Source organism: Candidatus Tisiphia endosymbiont of Sialis lutaria (assembly GCF_964026535.1).
Lineage (GTDB): Bacteria > Pseudomonadota > Alphaproteobacteria > Rickettsiales > Rickettsiaceae > Tisiphia.
Map to the genome: position 1 here is coordinate 374,076 of NZ_OZ032153.1, position 22,457 is coordinate 396,532.

At 32.2% G+C, this 22,457-nt stretch carries 21 protein-coding genes; 6 read left to right on the forward strand and 15 right to left on the reverse strand.

Features of this window, described 5'->3' with window-relative positions:
* Position 1: 1 nt before the first annotated feature.
* From AAGD20_RS01760 to rph, 4 genes are all read right to left on the reverse strand, one after another.
* On the reverse strand, positions 2-1,273 hold the full coding sequence (locus AAGD20_RS01760; protein WP_341748792.1) for an IS256 family transposase: 1,272 nt from the start codon (positions 1,271-1,273) through the stop codon (positions 2-4).
* Between the two features lie 399 nt (positions 1,274-1,672).
* Entirely contained in the window at positions 1,673-3,343 is a 1,671-nt protein-coding gene (locus AAGD20_RS01765) for an IS1634 family transposase (protein WP_341749180.1), read from the reverse strand.
* A 223-nt stretch (positions 3,344-3,566) separates the two neighbouring features.
* On the reverse strand, positions 3,567-3,980 hold the full coding sequence (locus AAGD20_RS01770) for a helix-turn-helix domain-containing protein (RefSeq protein ID WP_094648768.1): 414 nt from the start codon (positions 3,978-3,980) through the stop codon (positions 3,567-3,569).
* Between the two features lie 134 nt (positions 3,981-4,114).
* Positions 4,115-4,831 carry a ribonuclease PH gene (gene rph, locus AAGD20_RS01775; RefSeq protein WP_341749181.1) on the reverse strand — a complete coding sequence of 239 codons (717 nt, stop codon included), beginning with the start codon at positions 4,829-4,831 and terminating at the stop codon, positions 4,115-4,117.
* 92 nt (positions 4,832-4,923) lie between these two features.
* Between rph and grpE the strand changes: the two genes are divergently transcribed.
* Positions 4,924-5,505: a nucleotide exchange factor GrpE gene (gene grpE / locus AAGD20_RS01780; RefSeq protein ID WP_341749182.1), complete on the forward strand. Its 582-nt coding sequence runs from the start codon at positions 4,924-4,926 to the stop codon at positions 5,503-5,505.
* Between the two features lie 253 nt (positions 5,506-5,758).
* Complete coding sequence (locus tag AAGD20_RS01785; protein ID WP_341749183.1) at positions 5,759-6,655, forward strand: Rpn family recombination-promoting nuclease/putative transposase; 897 nt, start codon at positions 5,759-5,761, stop codon at positions 6,653-6,655.
* Between the two features lie 241 nt (positions 6,656-6,896).
* Here the strand turns inward: AAGD20_RS01785 and AAGD20_RS01790 are convergent, their stop codons facing one another.
* Entirely contained in the window at positions 6,897-8,168 is a 1,272-nt protein-coding gene (locus tag AAGD20_RS01790; RefSeq protein ID WP_341748721.1) for an IS256 family transposase, read from the reverse strand.
* Positions 8,169-8,259: 91 nt separating this feature from the next.
* On the opposite strand from AAGD20_RS01790, the gene AAGD20_RS01795 reads away from it, so the two are divergent.
* The 3 genes from AAGD20_RS01795 to AAGD20_RS01805 all read left to right on the forward strand — a co-directional run bounded on the left by AAGD20_RS01795 (position 8,260) and on the right by AAGD20_RS01805 (position 12,013).
* Complete coding sequence (locus AAGD20_RS01795; protein WP_341749423.1) at positions 8,260-9,282, forward strand: AI-2E family transporter; 1,023 nt, start codon at positions 8,260-8,262, stop codon at positions 9,280-9,282.
* A gap of 16 nt (positions 9,283-9,298) precedes the next feature.
* Positions 9,299-9,961 carry a hypothetical protein gene (locus AAGD20_RS01800; RefSeq protein ID WP_341749184.1) on the forward strand — a complete coding sequence of 221 codons (663 nt, stop codon included), beginning with the start codon at positions 9,299-9,301 and terminating at the stop codon, positions 9,959-9,961.
* Positions 9,962-10,153: 192 nt separating this feature from the next.
* On the forward strand, positions 10,154-12,013 hold the full coding sequence (locus AAGD20_RS01805) for an AAA family ATPase (protein WP_341749185.1): 1,860 nt from the start codon (positions 10,154-10,156) through the stop codon (positions 12,011-12,013).
* A gap of 399 nt (positions 12,014-12,412) precedes the next feature.
* Here the strand turns inward: AAGD20_RS01805 and kdsA are convergent, their stop codons facing one another.
* From kdsA to AAGD20_RS01820, 3 genes are read right to left on the reverse strand one after another with little or no spacing between them, the layout of a single operon-like run.
* Entirely contained in the window at positions 12,413-13,243 is an 831-nt protein-coding gene (gene kdsA, locus AAGD20_RS01810) for a 3-deoxy-8-phosphooctulonate synthase (protein ID WP_341749186.1), read from the reverse strand.
* A 22-nt stretch (positions 13,244-13,265) separates the two neighbouring features.
* Complete coding sequence (secG, locus tag AAGD20_RS01815) at positions 13,266-13,571, reverse strand: preprotein translocase subunit SecG (RefSeq protein ID WP_094648920.1); 306 nt, start codon at positions 13,569-13,571, stop codon at positions 13,266-13,268.
* Positions 13,568-14,302: a triose-phosphate isomerase gene (locus tag AAGD20_RS01820; RefSeq protein ID WP_094648919.1), complete on the reverse strand. Its 735-nt coding sequence runs from the start codon at positions 14,300-14,302 to the stop codon at positions 13,568-13,570. The genes secG and AAGD20_RS01820 overlap by 4 nt, the downstream gene beginning before the upstream one ends.
* 77 nt (positions 14,303-14,379) lie before the next feature.
* Here AAGD20_RS01820 and AAGD20_RS01825 point away from each other — a divergent pair, with 77 nt between their 5' ends.
* Positions 14,380-15,945, forward strand: coding sequence for a peptidylprolyl isomerase (locus AAGD20_RS01825; RefSeq protein ID WP_341749187.1), 1,566 nt, complete (start codon positions 14,380-14,382; stop codon positions 15,943-15,945).
* Between the two features lie 148 nt (positions 15,946-16,093).
* Here AAGD20_RS01825 and AAGD20_RS01830 read toward each other — a convergent pair whose 3' ends face one another.
* The 7 genes from AAGD20_RS01830 to rplQ form a co-directional block, all read right to left on the reverse strand.
* Positions 16,094-17,824 (reverse strand): aminopeptidase P family protein, encoded by a 1,731-nt coding sequence (locus AAGD20_RS01830; protein ID WP_341749188.1) that lies wholly within the window; start codon positions 17,822-17,824, stop codon positions 16,094-16,096.
* Positions 17,825-17,852: 28 nt separating this feature from the next.
* On the reverse strand, positions 17,853-18,515 hold the full coding sequence (locus tag AAGD20_RS01835; RefSeq protein ID WP_094648916.1) for a helix-turn-helix domain-containing protein: 663 nt from the start codon (positions 18,513-18,515) through the stop codon (positions 17,853-17,855).
* A 762-nt stretch (positions 18,516-19,277) separates the two neighbouring features.
* Positions 19,278-19,622, reverse strand: a complete 345-nt coding sequence (locus AAGD20_RS01840) for a transposase (RefSeq protein WP_341749189.1) — start codon at positions 19,620-19,622, stop codon at positions 19,278-19,280.
* 502 nt (positions 19,623-20,124) lie between these two features.
* Positions 20,125-20,700, reverse strand: a complete 576-nt coding sequence (locus AAGD20_RS01845; protein ID WP_341749190.1) for an ankyrin repeat domain-containing protein — start codon at positions 20,698-20,700, stop codon at positions 20,125-20,127.
* 111 nt (positions 20,701-20,811) lie between these two features.
* On the reverse strand, positions 20,812-21,636 hold the full coding sequence (locus AAGD20_RS01850; protein ID WP_341749191.1) for a glycosyltransferase family 2 protein: 825 nt from the start codon (positions 21,634-21,636) through the stop codon (positions 20,812-20,814).
* Positions 21,637-21,738: 102 nt separating this feature from the next.
* Positions 21,739-22,002: a 30S ribosomal protein S20 gene (rpsT, locus tag AAGD20_RS01855; protein ID WP_250310928.1), complete on the reverse strand. Its 264-nt coding sequence runs from the start codon at positions 22,000-22,002 to the stop codon at positions 21,739-21,741.
* 24 nt (positions 22,003-22,026) lie between these two features.
* On the reverse strand, positions 22,027-22,446 hold the full coding sequence (gene rplQ / locus AAGD20_RS01860; protein ID WP_341749192.1) for a 50S ribosomal protein L17: 420 nt from the start codon (positions 22,444-22,446) through the stop codon (positions 22,027-22,029).
* Positions 22,447-22,457 lie beyond the last annotated feature (11 nt).

Sequence of the window (22,457 nt, forward strand, 5' to 3'; positions counted from 1 at the left end):
TCTATTTTTTACATTCCAATAAATCATATTTAAAATCACCACAAAGTATTTCAAATTGATTCAAAGCTAATGACCAATCTTTTATGGGCATAGTCCATTTTTTAGATGCATTTTGCAGAGCTAAAAATATTATTTTCTGAATTGATTTATCATCTGGAAACACCCCCTTATTTTTGATGATTTTTCTAATTTGACGGTTGACAGATTCAATGGTATTTGTTGTATAAATTACCTTTCTTATTTCCTCAGGAAAAGCAAAAAATGGGATTATCCCACACCAATTACGTTGCCAAATATCAGAAATTACTGGATATTTTTTGTCCCATTTTGAACTAAATTGTTGAAGTTTTAGACTTGCCATTTCTTCATTATTTGCTGTATAAATTTGCTTCAAATCTGTGGTCACCTCCTTTAAATCCTTATATGAGACATACTTCACTGAATTGCGAACCATATGAACTATACATAACTGTACTATAGTCGCAGGAAATATGCTACTTATCGCTTCCGGAAAACCTTTTAGACCATCAACACAAGCAACATAAATTTGTTCTACTCCTCGATTTTTTAACTCAGTAACTACTTGCATCCAGAATTTAGCACCTTCATTTTTTCCTACCCAAATACCCAGCAACTCCTTCTTTCCTTCTATATTAACAGCAATCGCTAAATATACTGCTTTATTTATCACTACCTGGTTATCCCTAGACTTAACGTGAATACAGTCTAAGTATAATATTGGATAAACCTTATCTAAACCTCGATTTTGCCACCTAGTTACTTCGTCTATTACTCCATCGGTTATTGTCGATATTAAATCACCGGAAACCTCAGTTTGATATATTTCTTCCAAATGACCTCGAATTTCACTGACTGTCATTCCTCGACCATAAAGTGAGATAACTTTATCGTCAAATCCACTGAATCTTCTCAGCCCTTTAGGTATTAATTTCGGAACAAACTCTCCTTCTCGATCTCTTGGTACTTCCAGAGTAACCTTCCTACCATCATCATCAATTATTGTCTTTTCATAGCTACCATTACGACGATTATTATCTACTTTCGGCATTTTACTATGCTTTGAATAACCTAATTCATGCTCTAGTTCACTTTCTAATATTTTTTCAACTATTTGCTTTTTTAGTTGTTGAAATAATCCTTCTTTGCCAAACAACTTAGATGGATCGGCTTTTGATAATAATTCTTCTACTAAATTATTACTTATATTATTATCTTTTAGTTCTAATATCTTCTTTTTTATTTTTTCTGACATATTTTACCTTTTTATAAGTTGTTTTCTTACAGTACTTCTTACTGCTTACTTTTGCAACTTACACAAAGTATATTATAGACTCTTAAACGCAAAATTTGTCATTCCCGCGTAGGCGGGAATCTATAATACTTCAGGGCATTTTCAGATACCTACTTTCGTAAGGATAACAACCATTGCCCTATATTTTATTAAAAACACGTTAGCTATACATAAACTTAACGAGTCCTCTCATTCTTATTATGAGCTAGCTTCTTTGTAACAGATAGGACTCTAGGAGTCACTGGAGGTTTTGTAACTTTATATGCTGGAAGCCCCCTACTTCCACAGTTTTTATTAAGAGAAAGTCGTGCAGACCTTAGTTTGTAAGGGTTGTAGATTTTTAGGCACAACATTATTTGCTTATTTTAGATATATTTCTACAGCATCTGAGCGTTTAAGATTGAAGGTTTTATAAATCTTCCTCACATCATTTTTCATGTTGCCTGGTAGCCTATACAAATCTCCTGTTGTTGTATGCCTTAAAATTGAAGATTGTACTCCCATTAACAACTCAACTATATTAGTTATACTGATTTTTTGGGTAAGTGCTACTTTATATTCTATTTGTTTAAGCACAGCAAAACTCATATAGCACATACCAATATGTGCTTCAATTCTCTTACTTGTCCAATGAAAAATTGGTCGCATTTGCAAATTATGCTTATTGATTCTAAATTGTTCTTCAATTACCCATAATCTGCCATATTTGCCAATCGCTTCTTTGGCATTAATGCTTTTATCGTTGGTGATTATTCCATGTAAACCATCCCATTCACTATCTTGTTGGATTTTATCTTCATCAAGATAACTTTTATTATTCTCACTTGAAGTATATTTTTTAACTCCACTATTAGAAATAAGCTTTTTAGTACTTCCAGATTCACCTATAGTTTTTTTGATTTTATCCAAAATATTTTGCCTTTCTTTTGCACCATTCCTCACTCTCTTGGCTTTATAGCTAGTGATCAAACGTTTGTCCTCATGCTCAAATTCAGCAATCCACGCAAAATCATTGCCTAATACAGTAGGTACATAATTATCTTCTGCTAAAATCTTTTCCTTTAACTCGTTCTTCAGTGACTTTAACTTTGCTGCTACAATATAACGATAACCAGACTCATCAAGAGCTTGTAAATTAGCTTTACTAAACATTGCTCGGTCAGCTATAAAGCATACATCCTTAACTTTTAAAAAACTTTGCCAACTATTAATAGCTTGCAATAGGGTCTTAACTTCGGCGGTATTACCACTAAATAGCTCATAGCCAAGCGGTAATCCATCTTCATTAGTCGCAAGAACCAGCACTAATTGAGTAGTATTAAAGCGATGGTCTTTACTATAACCAAACGCCCGGAGTTCATCGACTTCTGTTGATTCAAAATATAATGTTGTAACATCAAAAAACACTAAACTCACCTGCTTGTTGGGGATTAGAACCAAGGTATTTTTAAAGCATAATTCTTTAATTTTAGGTATCTGCTCCTGTAATTTATCCATCATGCGATATATGGCGTCTAAATCATGGTTTTTGTCAAATTGTTCGCTTAAATATTGTGCTAGACCACGCTTGCTATCGGGCTTTACCATACGGGCTAATACCAAATCACGAAGCATCTCAGAATCACGTTTACGTTGCATTAGTTGGTTGAAATCCATTTGATCGTAAACATATCCGCCTACCTCATGCACCCCTTCTACAAGCCGAGCAGTCTCAACTATTTCGTCTAATTTAACTTGATTAACAGGGATAATATCCGATAGTTGCTTTTTGACTGGGCGACCTTTTTTGTTAGCTAAGCAATCATCAGCAAAGAAGCTACCATGACCGGAAGCTGCTGACCGTTCAGCTTTAATCTTTACAATTAAATCCTCTGCTAATGCAACTAATTTGGCTTCTTCTGCATCATCGAAGAATACCCCTAAATGTCGGACAATACGTTGTTTGACATTACCTTTGCTATCTCGGTATCCTTCAACCACTTGTATTGATTGCCTTGGACTATTTGGTGTTTTTTTACGACGTATGTACATGTAGATAATTGTAGAATTAATATGTAATAATATATTTATATCATAACAAAAACCAAAGTCAGCAATAAATTACTCGCTAGGCACAACAGACCGCCTGAAAAAATCATTTCTCAGCTCTATGGCTCCTCCATATCCTCTCTTCCCATCTTTCAACATTTTTTTGCGGAAGTCGGGAGGCTGTATAATCACCAATCGTTGATAAAATTTATCGGCAAAGAAAAAATCAAGGTTTGTGATATTTCTCAATCATCCAATCTATAAATGTATTATCAACAGACTGCTTTTTTAGAGCATATTCGTATACTTCTTTGATTAGAGCCGTAAGATTAGCAAATGAAAAGTTTAAATTCTTCTCAACTAACATATTAATGGTTAAATTAGTGGATTTGCTAAAAATTTTCATCTGATCAACAGTTAGCACCTCAGTGCTTACTTCGCTATCAACAACAAGAGCTGCCAAATTAATATCTAAGGCTTTGGCAATTAATTGTAAATTAGTAGCACTAGGATTTTTTGAACTACCATATAAAATGCTATAAACAGTATTTCTGCTTAATCCAGTTTTTTTCTCTATCTCTATAGCATTGATATTTTTTTGAGTCATTAATGAGTTAAGTTTGGTTTGTAAGTTTACCATAAATAAAGCTTTTTTTATAAAATTAATGTTTCTAAATATTAAGGTATTTTTATAAAAAAGTAAACAACTAATAATTAATCCGATTAGTATTTATCTATAGTAAACTTTTGTTTATCTAGATAGATTAATTTTTGCTACTTCAATAATATTTGATTTTGCAACTTGAATAGATCAGAGGTTGCACTTCTTGCCAATTGTAGCATAGCATAAAATTGTTCTTCAGAAAAGGGGGTTTTTTCAGCTGTACTTTGAATTTCTATTATATTTCCATTGTCGGCAAAAACAAAATTGGCATCTACCTCAGCATTACTATCTTCTAGATAATCAAGATCAACTATTGGCTGCCCTTTATATATACCACATGAAATGGCTGCTACTTGGCTAATTAAAGGGTTAGTTTTAATAATCTTCCTAGCAATTAATGCTCTAATTGCTAAATGAAGTGCAATATAGCTACCAGTAATTGCTGCTGTTCTAGTTCCGCCATCAGCATTAATTACATCACAATCAAGGATGATTTGTTTTTCTCCCAAGGCTTTTAGATCAATTGCCGTACGCATCGATCTGCCAATTAGCCTTTGAATCTCCTGAGTCCTACCTGACTGCTTTCCTTGCGTTGATTCACGCTTCATACGCTGGTGAGTTGAACGTGGTAACATACCATATTCAGCACTTATCCAACCTTGATTTTGCCCTCGTAGAAATGGCGGGACATTTGTTTCATAGGTTGCACTACATATTACATGGGTATTGCCAAACTTAACAAGACACGAACCATCAGCATTAAGCAGAACTGAAGGTTCAATTGAAATGTTACGTAATTGATTATTTTTTCTATCAAAAGCTCTCATAGGTTATTACTTAGTTAAAATTGACTTGAAAATACAAAGATTTACACTATATGTTAAGAAAGTAGATTTTTGCAAGAAAAAAGGCTGTAAATATGGAAAAACAACAAGAGAACAATAATAATCAGGAAATTGGTGCTGACACTGATGAGAAACTAATAAATGAAGTAGAAAACCAGCTTTCCGATGATACCATAATGTTACAAGATAGCTTGCAAGAGATTGCTAGTTTAAAAAACCAAATTGAGATTTTGCAGGATAAGTTGCTAAGGACAATAGCCGAATCTGATAATACTAGGAAACGCCTAGAAAAATCAATTGAAGAGGCAAGAGATTATGCAATTTTTTCTTTTGCTAAAGATTTGCTCAGTGTTAATGATAATCTTTCTAGAGCTTTGGAGCATAAGCCACAAAATATGGAAGGGGATATAGCTAATATTATTACTGGAGTAGAGATGACTAAGGGGGAGCTGACTAGTATACTACAAAAACACGGTTTAGAATCAATAGAACCATTATTAGGGGAAAAGTTTGATTACAATATACATCATGCAATTTCACAGATAGTATCAGAGAAATATGATCAGGATAGTGTCATAGCGGTTATGCAATCAGGATATAAGATAAAAGATAGGTTACTTAGACCTGCTATAGTACAAGTATCGAAAAATGGGTGATTTGCTTTGTTGCTACTATACTCACTTTACGCATTCATTGGATTGCTTCGGCGCCACTAAAGTGGTTCCTCGCTAATAGTGTCAGGTTGTTTTTCCTGTGACTTTTAATGCCATACGTAAAGTAAGGTACCGAATCAGGAAATAAAAAAATAAAATATCGCAAAAATAATGAAAACAGCTATTAGTGGAGCATAAAAATCTGCTATATTTATAGATATAACCATTTGTAAAAAATAAATATAGAGTTAGATTTATGTCAAATATTAGTCCTAGGGTTGATATTGCTTTTAAAAAAATCTTTGGAGTTGAAGAGAATAAGGATTTGCTTATTTCGCTGATCAATTCGATTGTATCTAGAGAAGACCAAGTAACAGAAGTACAACTTCTCAATCCATATAATCCAAAAAATTTCAAGAGCGATAAATTGTCAATTTTAGATATTAAAGCTCAAGGAAAAGATGGCAAAAGATTTAATATCGAAATGCAAATTACTGATGCGGATGATTATGACAAAAGAGCTCTATATTATTGGGCAAAGTTATATACTGAGCAATTAAAGAATGCAGAGGATTATGCTACTTTATCGAAAGCCATTGGTATTCATATATTAAACTTTACCTCTATTTTACATGAAAATAAATATCATAATGTGTTTCATATAGTAGAAAAAGATAGTGGTTTGTTATATTTTAAAGATTTAGAATTGCATACTATTGAGCTAAATAAGTTTACTAATAATCCGAAGGAACAGCTGACGGACATAGTAAAGAAGGTAAAAACCTCTCTTGATAGATGGAGTACTTTTTTAACGAGACATGATTTGCTGAACAAAGATAATTTACCTAAAGAGTTAAATGATGCTAGCCTAAAAAAAGCCCTGACAGTTCTGGATGTGATGAATTTCACTAAAGAAGAACGTGATTCATATGAAGAACACCTGAAATGGCTACGTATTGAAGCTAACACTCTCAAGAAAGCACGGAGGGAAGGCAAAGAAGAAGGTAGAGTAGAAGGTAAAGCTGAATTAATAAAAATGATGATAGAAAATGGCAGTTCTATTGAGGAAGTAGCGAAAATAACCAAACTATCTGTCGCTAAGATCACTGAACTACTGAAAACCCTAAATGGCGGATTATCAGATAAGTTATGATTACTAATTAAATAAATATGAGTTAGCCTTCAAAAAAATCTTTGATGTAGACAATCTCCTAGGAGTGATGGAGCAAAGCCTATATGTAATATGCGAGCAACGAGTAACAACGTCACCAATTTCTCATCAATTGACTATGATATAAGGAAAAGCTATACTTTGCAGTAATTGATAAAAGAAAAGGAACCATCTTGGATAAAACTATTTTTTGGGTGAGTCAATCATTTATTTTGTGTAAGTTCTATTTTTTACATTCCAATAAATCATATTTAAAATCACCACAAAGTATTTCAAATTGATTCAAAGCTAATGACCAATCTTTTATGGGCATAGTCCATTTTTTAGATGCATTTTGCAGAGCTAAAAATATTATTTTCTGAATTGATTTATCATCTGGAAACACCCCCTTATTTTTGATGATTTTTCTAATTTGACGGTTGACAGATTCAATGGTATTTGTTGTATAAATTACCTTTCTTATTTCCTCAGGAAAAGCAAAAAATGGGATTATCCCACACCAATTACGTTGCCAAATATCAGAAATTACTGGGTATTTTTTGTCCCATTTTGAACTAAATTGTTGAAGTTTTAGACTTGCCATTTCTTCATTATTTGCTGTATAAATTTGCTTCAAATCTGTGGTCACCTCCTTTAAATCCTTATATGAGACATACTTCACTGAATTGCGAACCATATGAACTATACATAACTGTACTATAGTCGCAGGAAATATGCTACTTATCGCTTCCGGAAAACCTTTTAGACCATCAACACAAGCAACATAAATTTGTTCTACTCCTCGATTTTTTAACTCAGTAACTACTTGCATCCAGAATTTAGCACCTTCATTTTTTCCTACCCAAATACCCAGCAACTCCTTCTTTCCTTCTATATTAACAGCAATCGCTAAATATACTGCTTTATTTATCACTACCTGGTTATCCCTAGACTTAACGTGAATACAGTCTAAGTATAATATTGGATAAACCTTATCTAAACCTCGATTTTGCCACCTAGTTACTTCGTCTATTACTCCATCGGTTATTGTCGATATTAAATCACCGGAAACCTCAGTTTGATATATTTCTTCCAAATGACCTCGAATTTCACTGACTGTCATTCCTCGACCATAAAGTGAGATAACTTTATCGTCAAATCCACTGAATCTTCTCAGCCCTTTAGGTATTAATTTCGGAACAAACTCTCCTTCTCGATCTCTTGGTACTTCCAGAGTAACCTTCCTACCATCATCATCAATTATTGTCTTTTCATAGCTACCATTACGACGATTATTATCTACTTTCGGCATTTTACTATGCTTTGAATAACCTAATTCATGCTCTAGTTCACTTTCTAATATTTTTTCAACTATTTGCTTTTTTAGTTGTTGAAATAATCCTTCTCTACCAAACAATTTAGATGGATCGGCTTTTGATAATAATTCTTCTACTAATTCATTACTTATATGATTAGCGTTTAGTTCTAGAAACTTCTTTTCTATTTTTTCTGACATATCTTTCCTTTTTATAAGTTGTTTTTTTACAGTACCTCTTAATGATTTCTTTTACAACTTACACAAACTATATTATAGACTCTTTTGGGTTATTGTTGTTGGCACTATTATAGTAACTTTGACTCTGATCTCTAATATATTGATGCCATTTTTTATAGCTGGAATAATATCATATATATTACAGCCTATAATTGATAATCTGTCGTTACGATATAAATTATCTAGAACTATAGTGGTTTCAGTAATTTCCTTTCTATTTTTTAGCATTTTTGCTATAGTAATGGTAGTGTTGCTGCCTATCATATATCAACAAACAACTTTGCTAATTAGTAAAATTCCAGCTTATAAAGATTATTTACAAACTGAATTAATACCTGTTATTACGGCAAAATTTTATTCAATAGATACAGATATTGCTGATAATATAAAAAATTCTATTAGTAACTTTGTTAATGGTATATTTTTGTTGATCACAGGGCTTGCTAATAATATTTGGCATGTTACTATGGTAACAATCAATTTATTTGTATTGATTTTATTAATACCACTTATATTATTTTATTTTTTACGAGATTGGTTAACAATGTCAGAAAATATAAACCTTTTACTACCTTTGAAAGGTAAAAAGAAAATTCTAAAAATATTATCAGCCATTAATACTTCCCTGTCTGCTTATATAAGGGGACAGCTAAATGTTTGTTTATTATTATCAATCTATTACGGAGTTTCTTTGTCGATTCTTGGTGTAGATTTAGGATTATTGTTAGGGGTTTTGTCTGGTTTTTCAATAATTATACCATTTGTTGGCATCTTAATATCCTTTTCGCTTACCATGATTGTTAGTTATTTTGCTTTTGGTATGGTCAGTACATTATTTTATATAATCATTATTTATTTGGTTGGCACAATAGTTGAAGGATATATTTTATCACCGAAAATTATAGGTGATAAGATCGGTCTACATCCTCTTTGGATAATATTTGCAGTTCTTGCATTAGGTAATATATTTGGTTTCTTGGGTATATTATTTGCTATACCAATTGCCAGTATAATAAAAGTTTTATTTTTAGCTGCTATCGATTTTTATAAATCTAGTAAGTTTTATAAGAGTTAAAGATTATCTATTAATTATGCGAGATTCCCAGCAATATATATTACCATTATTTGGTAATGATCGATATGTTCTAGATAATTTTATTAATTCACCTTCTAATCAAATCGCATACAATTCAATAAAAAACTGGTCGAGAATTTGGGGCAGTAAACCCTATGAGTTTACAATTTTGCTTTATGGACCTCCTTCCTCTGGTAAAACATATCTTAGTAAAATATGGCAAAATTTGTCGAATGCATTTTTTATAAAAAAAGATTCAGATATACTTAGTGCAGAGCATGTTATGAAGTATAATGCTTTTATTATGGAAGATATAGAATTTTGGCAGGAAAGAAATATCCTCCATTGTTTTAATTTAATAAGTGAGTGTCGTAAATATTTGTTGATGACTACAGGAAGTTTAGCTAATAATTTTGCATTACAGGATTTATCATCAAGAATCAATTCTGTTCTAAGGTTAGAAATAAATCAGCCAGATGATGAATTGATGAGTAAATTAATCTTTAAATATTTTTCCGATCAGTCGGTTAAGGTATCTGACTGTGTAATTGAATATTTATTAATTAATTTACCACGACAATTTGATCAAATAATCAAATTATTGGATGTAATAATGCACTATGCATTAGTTCGTAAGCAAGCTGTTACCATCTCTCTTATCAAACATGCACTTAAATAGGAAGTTGGGGTACTCAAATGATTTAAAGAATTGTTTTTTTGAAAATATCAGGGACTCGCATACCATAGCACTATACAATTTTGTGAAAATACTAAAGGTTGTTTGTTGATTATATGAATATGTAAATTTATTAGCTAGGCTAGCTTGTTTGTGTTATGATTTACTTAATAAAGTTTATAATATATTCTTAATATGAAAGTAGAATTTTTTGATAATATATCAACCAAAGAAACTAATATTGTTAAAGATAACAATAAGCCACCAAGAATGAGGGTAGGTACCGATGAATTCTATGACCTGCTAGTTAATAGTGATGTCTTTGTTGATAAAAGCTTAATGATCAAAGAATTATTGGAAGATAGTGGTAAGGTTATATTGATCACCAGACCAAGGCGGTGGGGTAAGAGCTTGAATATGAACATGCTCCATAAATTTTTTGAAATAGAGGTGGATGAGAGAGGTAAGCCTTTACCTGAAGAGGATAGAGTAAATAGTAAGCTATTTATCGGGGGTGAAGTAGATTTAGGACTAGTAACAGGTAGAAAGAAGTTACTTAAGAAGTTGAAAATAGCTCAGTACTCAGATGTAATATCTGAGCATCAAGGTCAATTTCCGGTGATTTCCATAAATTTTAAGGATGTTAAAGGCAGTAACTACCAAGAAATTGAGAATGGAATAAAAAATCAAATAACTAATCTGTTTACAAACCATCGATACTTAAAGCGTTATATAACAACAGATGAAAATTTACTAGATGATGCACAAAAGGAAAAGTTAAATCGATATTTTACAGGAAAGCTTTATAAGGAAGACTTAAAAGATAGTTTACGGGTTTTGAGCGAAGTACTATACAAACATTTTGGTCAAAAAGTTTATATATTGATCGATGAATACGATACGCCGATCAATAGTTCATACATTGAATTTGGTGATAAATTAAAAGAATTTGATGATGTACTAAAAATATTCCGTGGGATGTTTGGCAGTAGTTTAAAAACTAATCCTTATTTAGAAAAAGGCGTAATTACTGGTATATTACGGGTTGCTAAAGCTAATTTATTTTCGGATTTGAATAATGTTAGTGAATATAGCTTGCTTGATGAAAAATATTCTAAGTTCTATGGTTTTACTCAAGCAGAAGTTGATGAGTTATTAACCAAAGTACCAACAGCAACTAATCCTGAAAAAATTAAAGCTTGGTATAATGGCTATAGTTTTGGTGGGGAGATCATTTATAATCCATGGTCGATTATGCAATGTTTGGCTCATAAAGGCAAGCTTGATCATTATTGGCTTGATAGTGGGGGGACGGCTCTTGTTGATAAAGCATTATTGTCAGATGGAATGCAACAAGATATTCAGCTACTCGCTAGTGGCAAAAATATTATCTCCCCTATTACCAGACAAATTAGTTTCAGTGATATTAACACACGGTCAGGGCTATTTAGTCTATTACTATTTAGTGGTTATTTAAACCCAATGGTAATCGAGTCAGAAGAGGATATTTATCAATTATCCGCTCCTAATAAAGAGGTAAAACACATATATAATGCAAGATTATTGCAGTGGGTGAGCAACAAGTTACAAATGGATAGTTCTTTATATTATTCATTTGCTAGTTTGCTGCCGGCAGGTAAAATAGAAGAATTTAAAGAAAGGCTGCAAGAATTATTACTAAACGCTACTAGTTTTCATCAAACTGGCGAGAAAAAAGCCGAGCTATTTTATAGTGGCTTTATGCTAGGTTTAATTAACACGTTATCTCTTGGCTATATAATAGACAGTGAAAGAGAAACCGGTAGCGGTAGGGCGGACATTGTGCTACTACCCAAGATAGGTAAAGGTGACAATGCTATTATTATTGAATATAAAATATGTAAATCTCCTGATATTTTAGAATCTGTTGCCAAAGAAGGGTTAGATCAAATCGTGAGAAAAAAATATGAGGCTAAAATAAAAGAACACTCTCATGTTCAGAAAATTATCAAAATTGCTATGGCTTTTTGCGGCAAGGAAGTGGCACTAGAATATCAGATAGATACGATTGCTTAAAGCTTGGTTTAATGTCTTATAGACCAATCACCCAACGCAAAAACCTTTACTTATCGCTGTATTATTGCATAGTATAGTCAATTGAGGAGAAGTTGGTGACGTCGTCGCTCAATACTCGCCTATTACTTATCACATTACTGGACAAAAATGCTAAGTTGATTGTAAATCATATAATTTAAGCAATTTTATAATAACTATCCCAAATGATAAGCCACCGCTTTCAGCGGTGGAATCATAGTGTTTGACATATACTAAAGATATCCCTAAATGATTTTGCTCTCTCTAAAATATTCTATTTGCTAGCCTTTTCAACCCTTGATACATTTTTGTCCAGTAGTGTGATTACTTATAGGCGTCGCTCCATCGTTCCTGCTACCCAATTCCCCTGAATTGACTATACTATAATGTAAAATTTTTAGTTATATCATCATATCTCTTCAATCTAGATAATATAGGTTCTAAATCAGATAGCTTAATCATACAAGGGCCGTCACTTGGAGCATTATCTGGCTCTTGATGAACTTCCATAAAAACACCAGCGACTCCAACGCTAACAGCTGCTCTTGCCAGTATTTCAACATATTTCCTCTCGCCACCACTACTATTGCCTATACCACCTGGCTGCTGAACCGAATGGGTTGCATCGAAAATTACTGGAGCCCCAGTTTCTGCCATAATTGGCAAACTACGCATATCTGATACTAATGTGTTGTAACCAAAACATACTCCCCGCTCGGTAAGCATGATATTCTTAGCCCCAAAGCTTTCCAGCTTAGCATGGACATTCTTCATATCCCAAGGAGCAAGAAATTGTCCTTTTTTCATATTAACTACCTTATTGGTCAGTGCGGCAGCCCGCAATAAATCTGTTTGTCTACATAAAAAAGCGGGAATTTGGATTATATCAACAATTTCAGCAACCCTGGCACATTGACCCTCTGTATGAACATCGGTAAGAATGTGACAATTAAAGGTTGATTTTACCTTATACAAAATTTCTAGCCCTTTGTCAAGCCCACTACCACGAAGACCATTCATTGAAGTTCTATTTGCTTTGTCAAATGATGATTTGTAAATAAATGGTATGTTAAGTTTAGCCGTAAGAGTCACAAGCTTGTCTGCCATAAATAGTGCATGATCTAGAGTTTCTATTTGGCATGGACCAGCAATCAAAATAAATGGTAGAGCATTGCCAATTTTGATATTATGTAAGTCAATTATTTTTTGCATAAGTACAGTTGCTCCTTAAATTCTATTTCGCAATAGGCAAGCTAGATTCTTGTTGCTTATCATCAACTTGCTCTATTTTCTTAATTATTCCCGAATTCTTCTTAGAAGACAGATTAGCCAGAATAACAGCGTTAATCATAAATAACGTGGCAAGTACTACCGTAGTTCTAGTCAAGAAATTAACCACCGTCCGACCTGCAACAACACCCATAGTCCCATTACCACCACCAATACCACTTAATCCATCACTACCAGTCTTTTGCATCAAAATTACAATAATTAGCAATATTGCTATCACAATATGAACAAAAAGTAATATATTTATCATTTTTTAAAAACCCTATAATTTAACATTTGAACTAGCATTTGATAATCAAGTGAGGATTTGCCAACCATAACCCCATCAATATTCTGTATACTTAATATCTTTTCTATATTATCTAAATTTACAGATCCACCATATACTAAGCTGATATTATTTGCAACTTGCCTTTGCTTGAGATAATAATTAAGAGCATCAAATATTTCTGTTAATTGTTCTTGTCCAGGAGTAATTCCTGTTCCTATAGCCCAAATTGGTTCATATGCTACTATTAAATTTTGTTCACCTACTATATTTGGTAAAGATTCCTCTAACTGCTTTAATAAAAAATCTTTATAATTATTGTTTTGTCGTATAGCTAAATCCTCTCCAATACAAATAATAGGGGTGACTTGAGACTCCAAACAATTTTCTGCTTTTTGTCTTATTAATGCATTAGATTCTTGTAAGAAATTTCTTCGTTCACTATGACCAACAATAGAGTAATTAATTTTACTCAGTTTTAATAGTAAGCTAGAATATTCTCCAGTGTAACTCCCCTGCCCTACAAATCGACTGACATTTTGTCCACAAAACTCTAAAAATTTGAATTTGTCAGATAGATAAGCAAGATAAGGAACAGGAGGAGCTATAATAAGCTGATTATTATACTGTTGTTCTGTAAGCTTAGTACAAAATTTAAATGCCTCATCTAAGCTCATATGCATTTTCCAATTAACAATAATAAGTTTTTTCATAAAAATTACTTGCAGATATTAGTGGACGAACTATTTTAGTGTATTATAAACACTTAAAGAAGAAAAATTTTATATTTATGTTAAATAATATTAGAAACGCTGCTGATAGTTTTGTAATGCGTATTCTACTTGGCGTAATTGCCTTCGCCTTTGTTGGATGGGGAATTAAAGATGTATTACATACTAGCAATAATTTTGATTTGATTACCTTTTCTGATGCAAATAATATTAGCCAAGAAGATTTTCTAAAAGAAAAAGCCGAACAAATTCGGGCTATTCAAAGACAAAGTGGCACAAATCTTAGTGAAGAAGATATAAAACAGTTAAATATTGATAATTTTATTATTAAAAAACTTATCAATAACCGTATTATCAACTATTTAGTTAGCTATTATAATTTAGATTTAACTGATGATAATGTGATCGAGTTAATTAAGGAAAATCCTAATTTTAAAAATGAACAAGGTCTATTTGACATAGAGCGATTTAAAGGTTTTTTAAAAAATTATTACATTAATGAAGAAGATTATTTTTCTGACATTAAAGAACATACTTTAAAGAATCTTCTAATTCGTATTTTTATAGAATCATTTCCTACACCAAAGATAATGGTCAAAAATATTGTAGATTACATAGCTGAAACAAGAGATGTAGAACTTGTACAAATTGATCTACAACGTCAATCTAAAGACTTAGTAATAACTCCTCCAACCACATCGCAATTAGAAGATTTATACCAAAATAATCTAACATTGTTTGAAGTACCGGAAAAACGTAATTTGTCTTATGTAAAAATATCAAGTGAAATGTTATGCCAAAAAATTCATAATAATGATGAGGAGCTATTAAATTTTTATCAGGACAACAAAGAAGAATTTGCTAATAAAAAGTTTAGCGAGGTCAAAAAACAAGTTAATGAATTACTGCAACAACAAAAAGCAGAACAATTGAAACTATTAATGATTAAAAATCTAGAAGATGACGTTGCATCTGGCTCAAGTTTAATAGAAATTGCTGGGAAATATGAATTGCCTATACAAAATTTAGAGTCTATAAGTTATCAGGGTTTAGCAGTTAATAAAATTGATATTGCCCAAAATGCGGACAGTATTTTCGATCTTGCAGAAGGGGAATTATCATATCCAATAGAATTAACTGAAAAAGGAGCCTTTATATTGGTTGAGATTAAGTCTATTCAACCAAGCAAAGTGCAAGAATTCTCGGTAGTTAAAGAGCAAGTACAGAAACTATGGAATGAACAATATTTAAAAGGTCTAAATTTAAAAACCATAGAAACTATTGCTAAAGAGTACACCCCAACTAAGAATAAAGAATTTTTGAAAGTTATTACTAGCCAATCTACAGCTTTTTCTAGGTCTGAAATTCATAATAATCATCAGCTACCAGTAGAATTATTATCAGCAATTTTCCGGACTAATATTGGCTCCAATACTCCAGTTTTTCAGTCAAAAGATAAGGCGTATTTTGCTTATATAAAATCAAAGAAAATTGATAAGAAAAAAAACCAGGAAATTCAGAAAAAAAATGAGAAGGATATTGCAAGTGGCATACAAAACAATATTATTGATGAGCTGATTAGCTATGCTATCAAGAAAAATAACATGAAACAGGTGGGGTCGTGAACTATGCAATAACGAAGATAGATATTTTTGCTTAGGTAAAGTAAAAAACATATTTTAACTGTTCTATTTACCACTAGAAGGCTGCCTGCAATAACTAATTAATTAGTTATCGTAGGCAGCCTCCTAGCCCCAATTTTTGCTGAATTTACTATATATATGAAAATAATTGATTGCCTAACCATTGCTGTCCTCTAATTGACAGTAGGGGATAAACTTGTTGTTTAATTTTTTGATAATATTGTTTTATATAACGTATTTCATCTTCATTTAGCATTTTATAATCTATTAATTCCTTTGCATAAGGAACCATGGTAAGAGTATCAAACTCTAAATAATTTATATCCTGTAAGCTATTTCTGATATACATCAAATTTTCTATTCTAATACCAAATTCGTTGATTTTATAGTAACCAGGCTCATTAGACACAATCATACCTGGTTGTAAAATCACGTTACTACGTAAATTAATATTTTGTGGTCCTTCATGGACATTTAAAAAGCTACCGACCCCATGACCTGTACCATGCGGGTAATCTTGCCCATCCCTCCACAAAAATTGTCGAGCTAATACATCTAAATGGCTTCCTGTAGTAATATTGACCGGAAACTTAATCATCGATAGAGCAATATGTCCCTTAAGAACTTGAGTATAACGTAATTTTTGCTCCTCGGTAGGGTCACCTATAGCAAAGGTTCTGGTTACATCAGTAGTACAGCCTTTATATTGTCCACCAGAATCAATTAATAATATACCTTTACCTAAGATTTTTTTTGCTTGATGGCTTGTTGCTCGGTAATGAATTATCGCACCATTTTCCTTAAAACCACATATAGTTGGGAAACTATTCGTAACATATTGATCTTGCTTAGATCTAAATTCGGTTAATATTTCTCCTAAATCATACTCAGTTTGATCTTGTAAATTTGGTAGCTCAAACAAATATGCCAAAAATTCACATAGTGCTACCGCGTCATTAATATGAAAATTAACTGCGTGTTTAATCTCAATATCATTCTTAATTGCTTTCGATAGTTGACAAGGGTCGTTAATTTTTTCTACTAGTTTATTATTGAGCAAATCCATAATGTAACTTGAGGCAAAATTTTCATCAACGAGAACCTTATTAGCATGACCCAATATACCGGCAAATCTTTCTTCCGATAAAATAGTTATGTCAGGGCGAGCAATCATAATTTCTTGATTAGCTCTATTCGGGTTAGTAAATAAATATAGTTGGTCTTGAGTGATTAGAACTATAGCGAGCATCAATGGTGAATATGGAGTGTCACTTGCTCTGAGATTTAATAGCCAGCATATTGAATCTGTTGAAGTAACAATCATCGTATCGGCGGAATATTTAGTTAGTAGATTGCGGCATATGGCAATTTTATTACTATATGATTGACCAGAAAATTTATCATCATGAATATATATTTTTGATGATGGCTGATCAGGTTTATCATACCAAATTTGGTCTATCAAATTATCAGATATCTTCTGTAAACGGGATCTTATTTTAGCAAATGTTTGTAACTTAACATTAGTAAAGAGTTTCGAATCATATCCCAATATACCATCATTACCTAAATAGTCATCCCAAGGAAAATGTGCTAAATCTTTAATATCAAAAATCTTAAAAATTTCTTGATCTAGTTCATGTTTACTTTGTTCTAGATAACGACCATCTGTAAAAAATACCGCCTTACCTTTGCAGATCACCGCAATACCATTTGATCCGCTAAAGTTAGTTATATATTGCAGTCGCTTAGCACTTTGATGAACATACTCATTAAGATATTGATCGTTACATGGTACTATATAGCCATCTATTTTATACTTAGCAAATAGTCCTCTAATATTACGGATACGTTCTTGCATCAAACAACCTACTATTTACCCAAAAGAATTATCTGCTTCTTTCACTATGCGGTTTCTTAGTTACAGAGCTAACATGGCGGGGTGCAGCTTTTTCATCAGCCGGAACCTTAGATATATCATTTTTGATAGATTTGCCGATAAGTTGAGCAGCTTTTAGAACTTCAGGACTTAGGTTTTTTATGTTATCTAAAGGTTTTTCTATCTGCTGTTCTCTTGCGAGATTCGGAGTTCTACCAATCATCCCATCAACAGACACTTTAAAAAAATCGGCAAGAAGTACCAATGTAACACTAGATAGCATTTTTTGAGTATCATCTTCTTTTAAAAAAGGACGTAATGCATCTTCACTAAGACCAAGTTTTTTCCCTAACTCAGACTGAGTTAAATCGTTTTTGCTTAGCTCCTTATTGATAAAACTCCTTAAATTAGCACTTAATTCTTCAGGAGATAGTTTAGCATATTGTTGTTTTTCTCCAGAGTCAAATTCCTCTCTACCCAACAATTCATTGACAGAGCATTTAAAATAATCAGCTAGTTTGAGTATGTTTTTTATCTCAGGACGCCGATTATCTAGCATCTTCCTCATAGTAGTTTCAGGAACATCTGAAGCCTCAGCTAGTTGACCTACCTTTAGCCCTTCCTCCTTCATTTTTTTATTAAGGAAATCCTTTATATTTTCAAACCAACCCATTAAACATAATCTTTTATAAATTTATCCGTGAAAAACGGTTTTTTTCTTGACAGAAAAAAAACCTTATAGTAAAGTTGTTTGTCTTACCAAATAAATTTAATAAATTCTTTTAGTAAGATAAACTTTAGGAATCGTAACCATTTTATATATAAATTCAACCACTTGTCAATATGTATAAGTTGAATATAAGAAAAATGTTACTAACCCTAAAAAACCCAATCATAAAAGGAAATGCTTTATGAATATATACAATATTTATCTGATAATCAAATATATTATTGCTTATTTAGCAACTTTTTTATTAAAAATGCAACCTAATTTATTATTTTACTCAACAATTAATAGGAATATTTTTCCTATTATCATAATCAGGGGGTTTTGTGCAAAATGATCTTGACGAAAAAACATTCGATGCAAAATATGACAAAGATCTAAAACAACTATATAGTAAGATTATAGCTATATCAGGTTACATAATTGCTATGAGATCAGATTGTCTAAAAGAAGCCAGAAAGACTGAGGCTACTCTAAAGATTCTAGTCAGACGTACGTATGACATTAGAGGTGGACTTTGGATATGTTTGATTACTATATGGTTTTTAGTTGTACTTTTTTTGCAAAAAAACTTTTAGCTAATATAGTCAATTTAGGGGAATTGGGTAGCAGGAGCGATGAGGATGCCTATATAGTCAATTGATGAGAAGTTGGTGACGTCATCGCTCAATGCTCGCCTATTACTTATCACACTACTGGACAAAAATGCTAAATTGATTGCAAATCATATAATTTAAGCAGCTTTATAATAACTGAATCAAGAGAATATTTAAAACAACTATAAGATTGTTTAATTAATTTTATTCCTAATTGAAGTACGGAATAAGCCCTGCACCCTAATGCTTTCTTCATTTTGATTGGTTGTTTTAGTTCTTCAATTGACCCTATTTTTATAATTATCGCATAAGCTATAAATATGCATTTAATAAAACTTTCAAATCTCACTTTGTCCTTTATATGGCTATCCTCCATTCGAAACCCATTACTCTTGCATCCTTTAAATGCCGTCTCGATATCCCATCTTCGTCGATATATTTTAGCCCCGTTGCTCATATTTCTACTATATACTACCGATAAATATTCTCCGCTCTCTAATTTGATATGAGCTAATTTTATTGATATGGAATAAAACTGTGTTTCTAGTACTACAGTTGTAGTTTAGATGTGAGCATTCACGATTTTTTTGTGATGAATAAAAAAACCTGATCACCAAGAATCATTGCGAGGAGACCGTAAGGTCAACGAAGCAATCCATTTCTAATCACTTTCCTGGATTGCTTCGTCGGTCTGGCAACCTCCTCGCAATGACATCTTATACTTTAACCTTTTTTCCGTGAACACTCACATTCAATCTACAACTGTAGTATTAGTCGCTACTAAAGTGGCTCTGAACTATGACGTTAAGGCTAAATACTAATCGGATTTATAACGTTGCCAATTCAAGTTAATTCACTATAGTCAATTGATGGGAAGTTGGTGACGTCGTCGCTCAATGCTCGCCTATTACTTATAGGCGTCGCTCCATCGTTCCTGCTACCCAATTCCCCTGAATTGACTATATGTCATCAGCTAATAATGTTACATCATTATTATGCACATTGTCGCATAAAGAATTATCAATAGTAATATCACTCAAGTAATCCTTTATTACTTCAAGTAAGGAGCCTGCATTTTTAGTGAATTCTTTTAAACTCCTAGTTACCTTAGGTGATGAATGCACTTGTTTATTGGCTAATAGATCGTACATAGTGCCTATCTCATTATTCCGCAGTGCATACCATAAATCTGTGTTTGTTATTTTGGCACCATTATCTAACAGTGTTTTTCTACAATTAGGATGATTGTCTGCAGAGGCCATATTTAATGGTGTCATACCATTATTATTAGTTACATTTGGGTTTGCCTCCCATCCTAATAACATTTCAGCTATACCAGAATAATTATTTTTTATAGCATAGTGTAATGCAGTATTGCCATTTTCATCCTGATTATTTACATTAGCTTTAGTAAGTAAATGATTTGTTAAATCTATATTACCTGTTTTTACAGCGTGAAATAAGCCCTGCTTTTTAAATAACGCTGATACACCACCGTAATATCCTTTATAAAAAAATTGTTTCAATAATTGCATATTTACCTCTTAATTATTAATGATTGCTTTTTTATTCTACCAAAATAACCGTTTAATACGGTTTATTTTGTTGTTGGCATCATACAATAGTTTTTCACCTTATGCAAGCACTTATTTTAATAATTCTATATTTTCTTGGTTTTTAGCGTATTCTTTATTATTTAAAATCTCTCTTGCTTTAGCGAGTCTTATAAATCGTCCAAAAGCAAGAATCATAGAGTCAACAAAACCATCAAAACCAAATACCCAATATCGTCTTATAAAGAATGATTTTAGAAAATAAAAAATAATTTCTGTAGCAATTCTTATTTTTGATGGATTCCTACCTAGTTTGACGAAATCTTCTGCCTGCTCGGAAGAATAAAAATTTGCCTTAGCTACCATTTGCTCAATTGACATGCCAGACCTATGATAAATTATACCATTTAACTCATAGATTTTGTCTTGTGGGTTAATATCTGGGTTAAATAACACCGAATCATGAGTAGTAGTACTCATATTATTAGAAAAACTACTATATTTACGGTTATATAATCTGATGAATTTATGATAAGGAGCAAAGCGACGAACTTTATGATCGTTACGGTACAATATAACATTTTTAGTACGATAAGCTAAATAATTATCTTGAATATTTGAAGCAAATATAAATTCTATTTCATCCTGTAATTCTTTTGACAGCTCTTCATCAGCATCAATATTTAATATCCAATCATTCTGACATAAATTTTCACCAAAAGTTTTTTGTTTAACATAACCACTCCATTCGTTAAAAATTACTTTGGTTCCTAAATCTCTAGCAATTTGTACTGTATTATCAGTGCTACCACTATCAACAACAATAATCTCATCGACAATGCCCTTAACACTGTTGATAGCTCTTGTCACTCTAGCGGCTTCATTTTTTGTGATAATAAAAGCTGAAATCTTTAGCATATGACCCCTTATACTCGATAATCAAGTTTTTTGCAGAGCTTATAACTATAGTCAATTCTTCTGAATTGACTATAACAATCTACTTAACTGTAAAGGTAAAGACTAGTTCATGTTTTTAATTTTTTGAGATAATTTACTGATTTTACGTGAGGCGGTATTTAACTTGATAATATTCTTTGTTACGCCTTTCATTATTTCAGATTGTGCAACAATCAACGCTAATCTGGCCGATTCTTTTGAACCGCTAGCAACTTCTTGCAAAACTTTTTTTAAATAGGTTTTAATTCTACTCGCTCTATTCTTATTTATTAAAGTTTTTTTAATTGTTTGTCTTATTGCCTTTTTTGCTGATGAATGATTAGCCATATTTATTATTTTCCTACAGATTCATTAATTTTGTTCTTCATGATTATGACTTTCTGCTTGTGGAGTCATACAACCTTTACTATTTACATCTCTATCAACGAACTCAATATAAGCCAGTGGAGCCATATCGCCATAGCGAGAACCAGCCTTTATTATCCTAGTATATCCACCTGGACGTTCACTATATCTTTTACCTAAAACGCTAATAAGTTTTTCAGTTGCCACTTTATCTTTGATTTTAGCAAGCAGCATTCTTCTAGTGGCTAAATCAGACTTCTTAGCCTTAGTTACTAGCACCTCAATATAAGGTCTAAGCTCTTTAGCTTTAGGTAAAGTTGTTTTTATTTGCTCATTCATCACAAGTGCCACAGCCATATTAGCAAACATCGCCTGCCTATGACTACTTGTTCTGTTGAGTTTTCTACCCTTAATTTTATGTCGCATATTGTTACCTT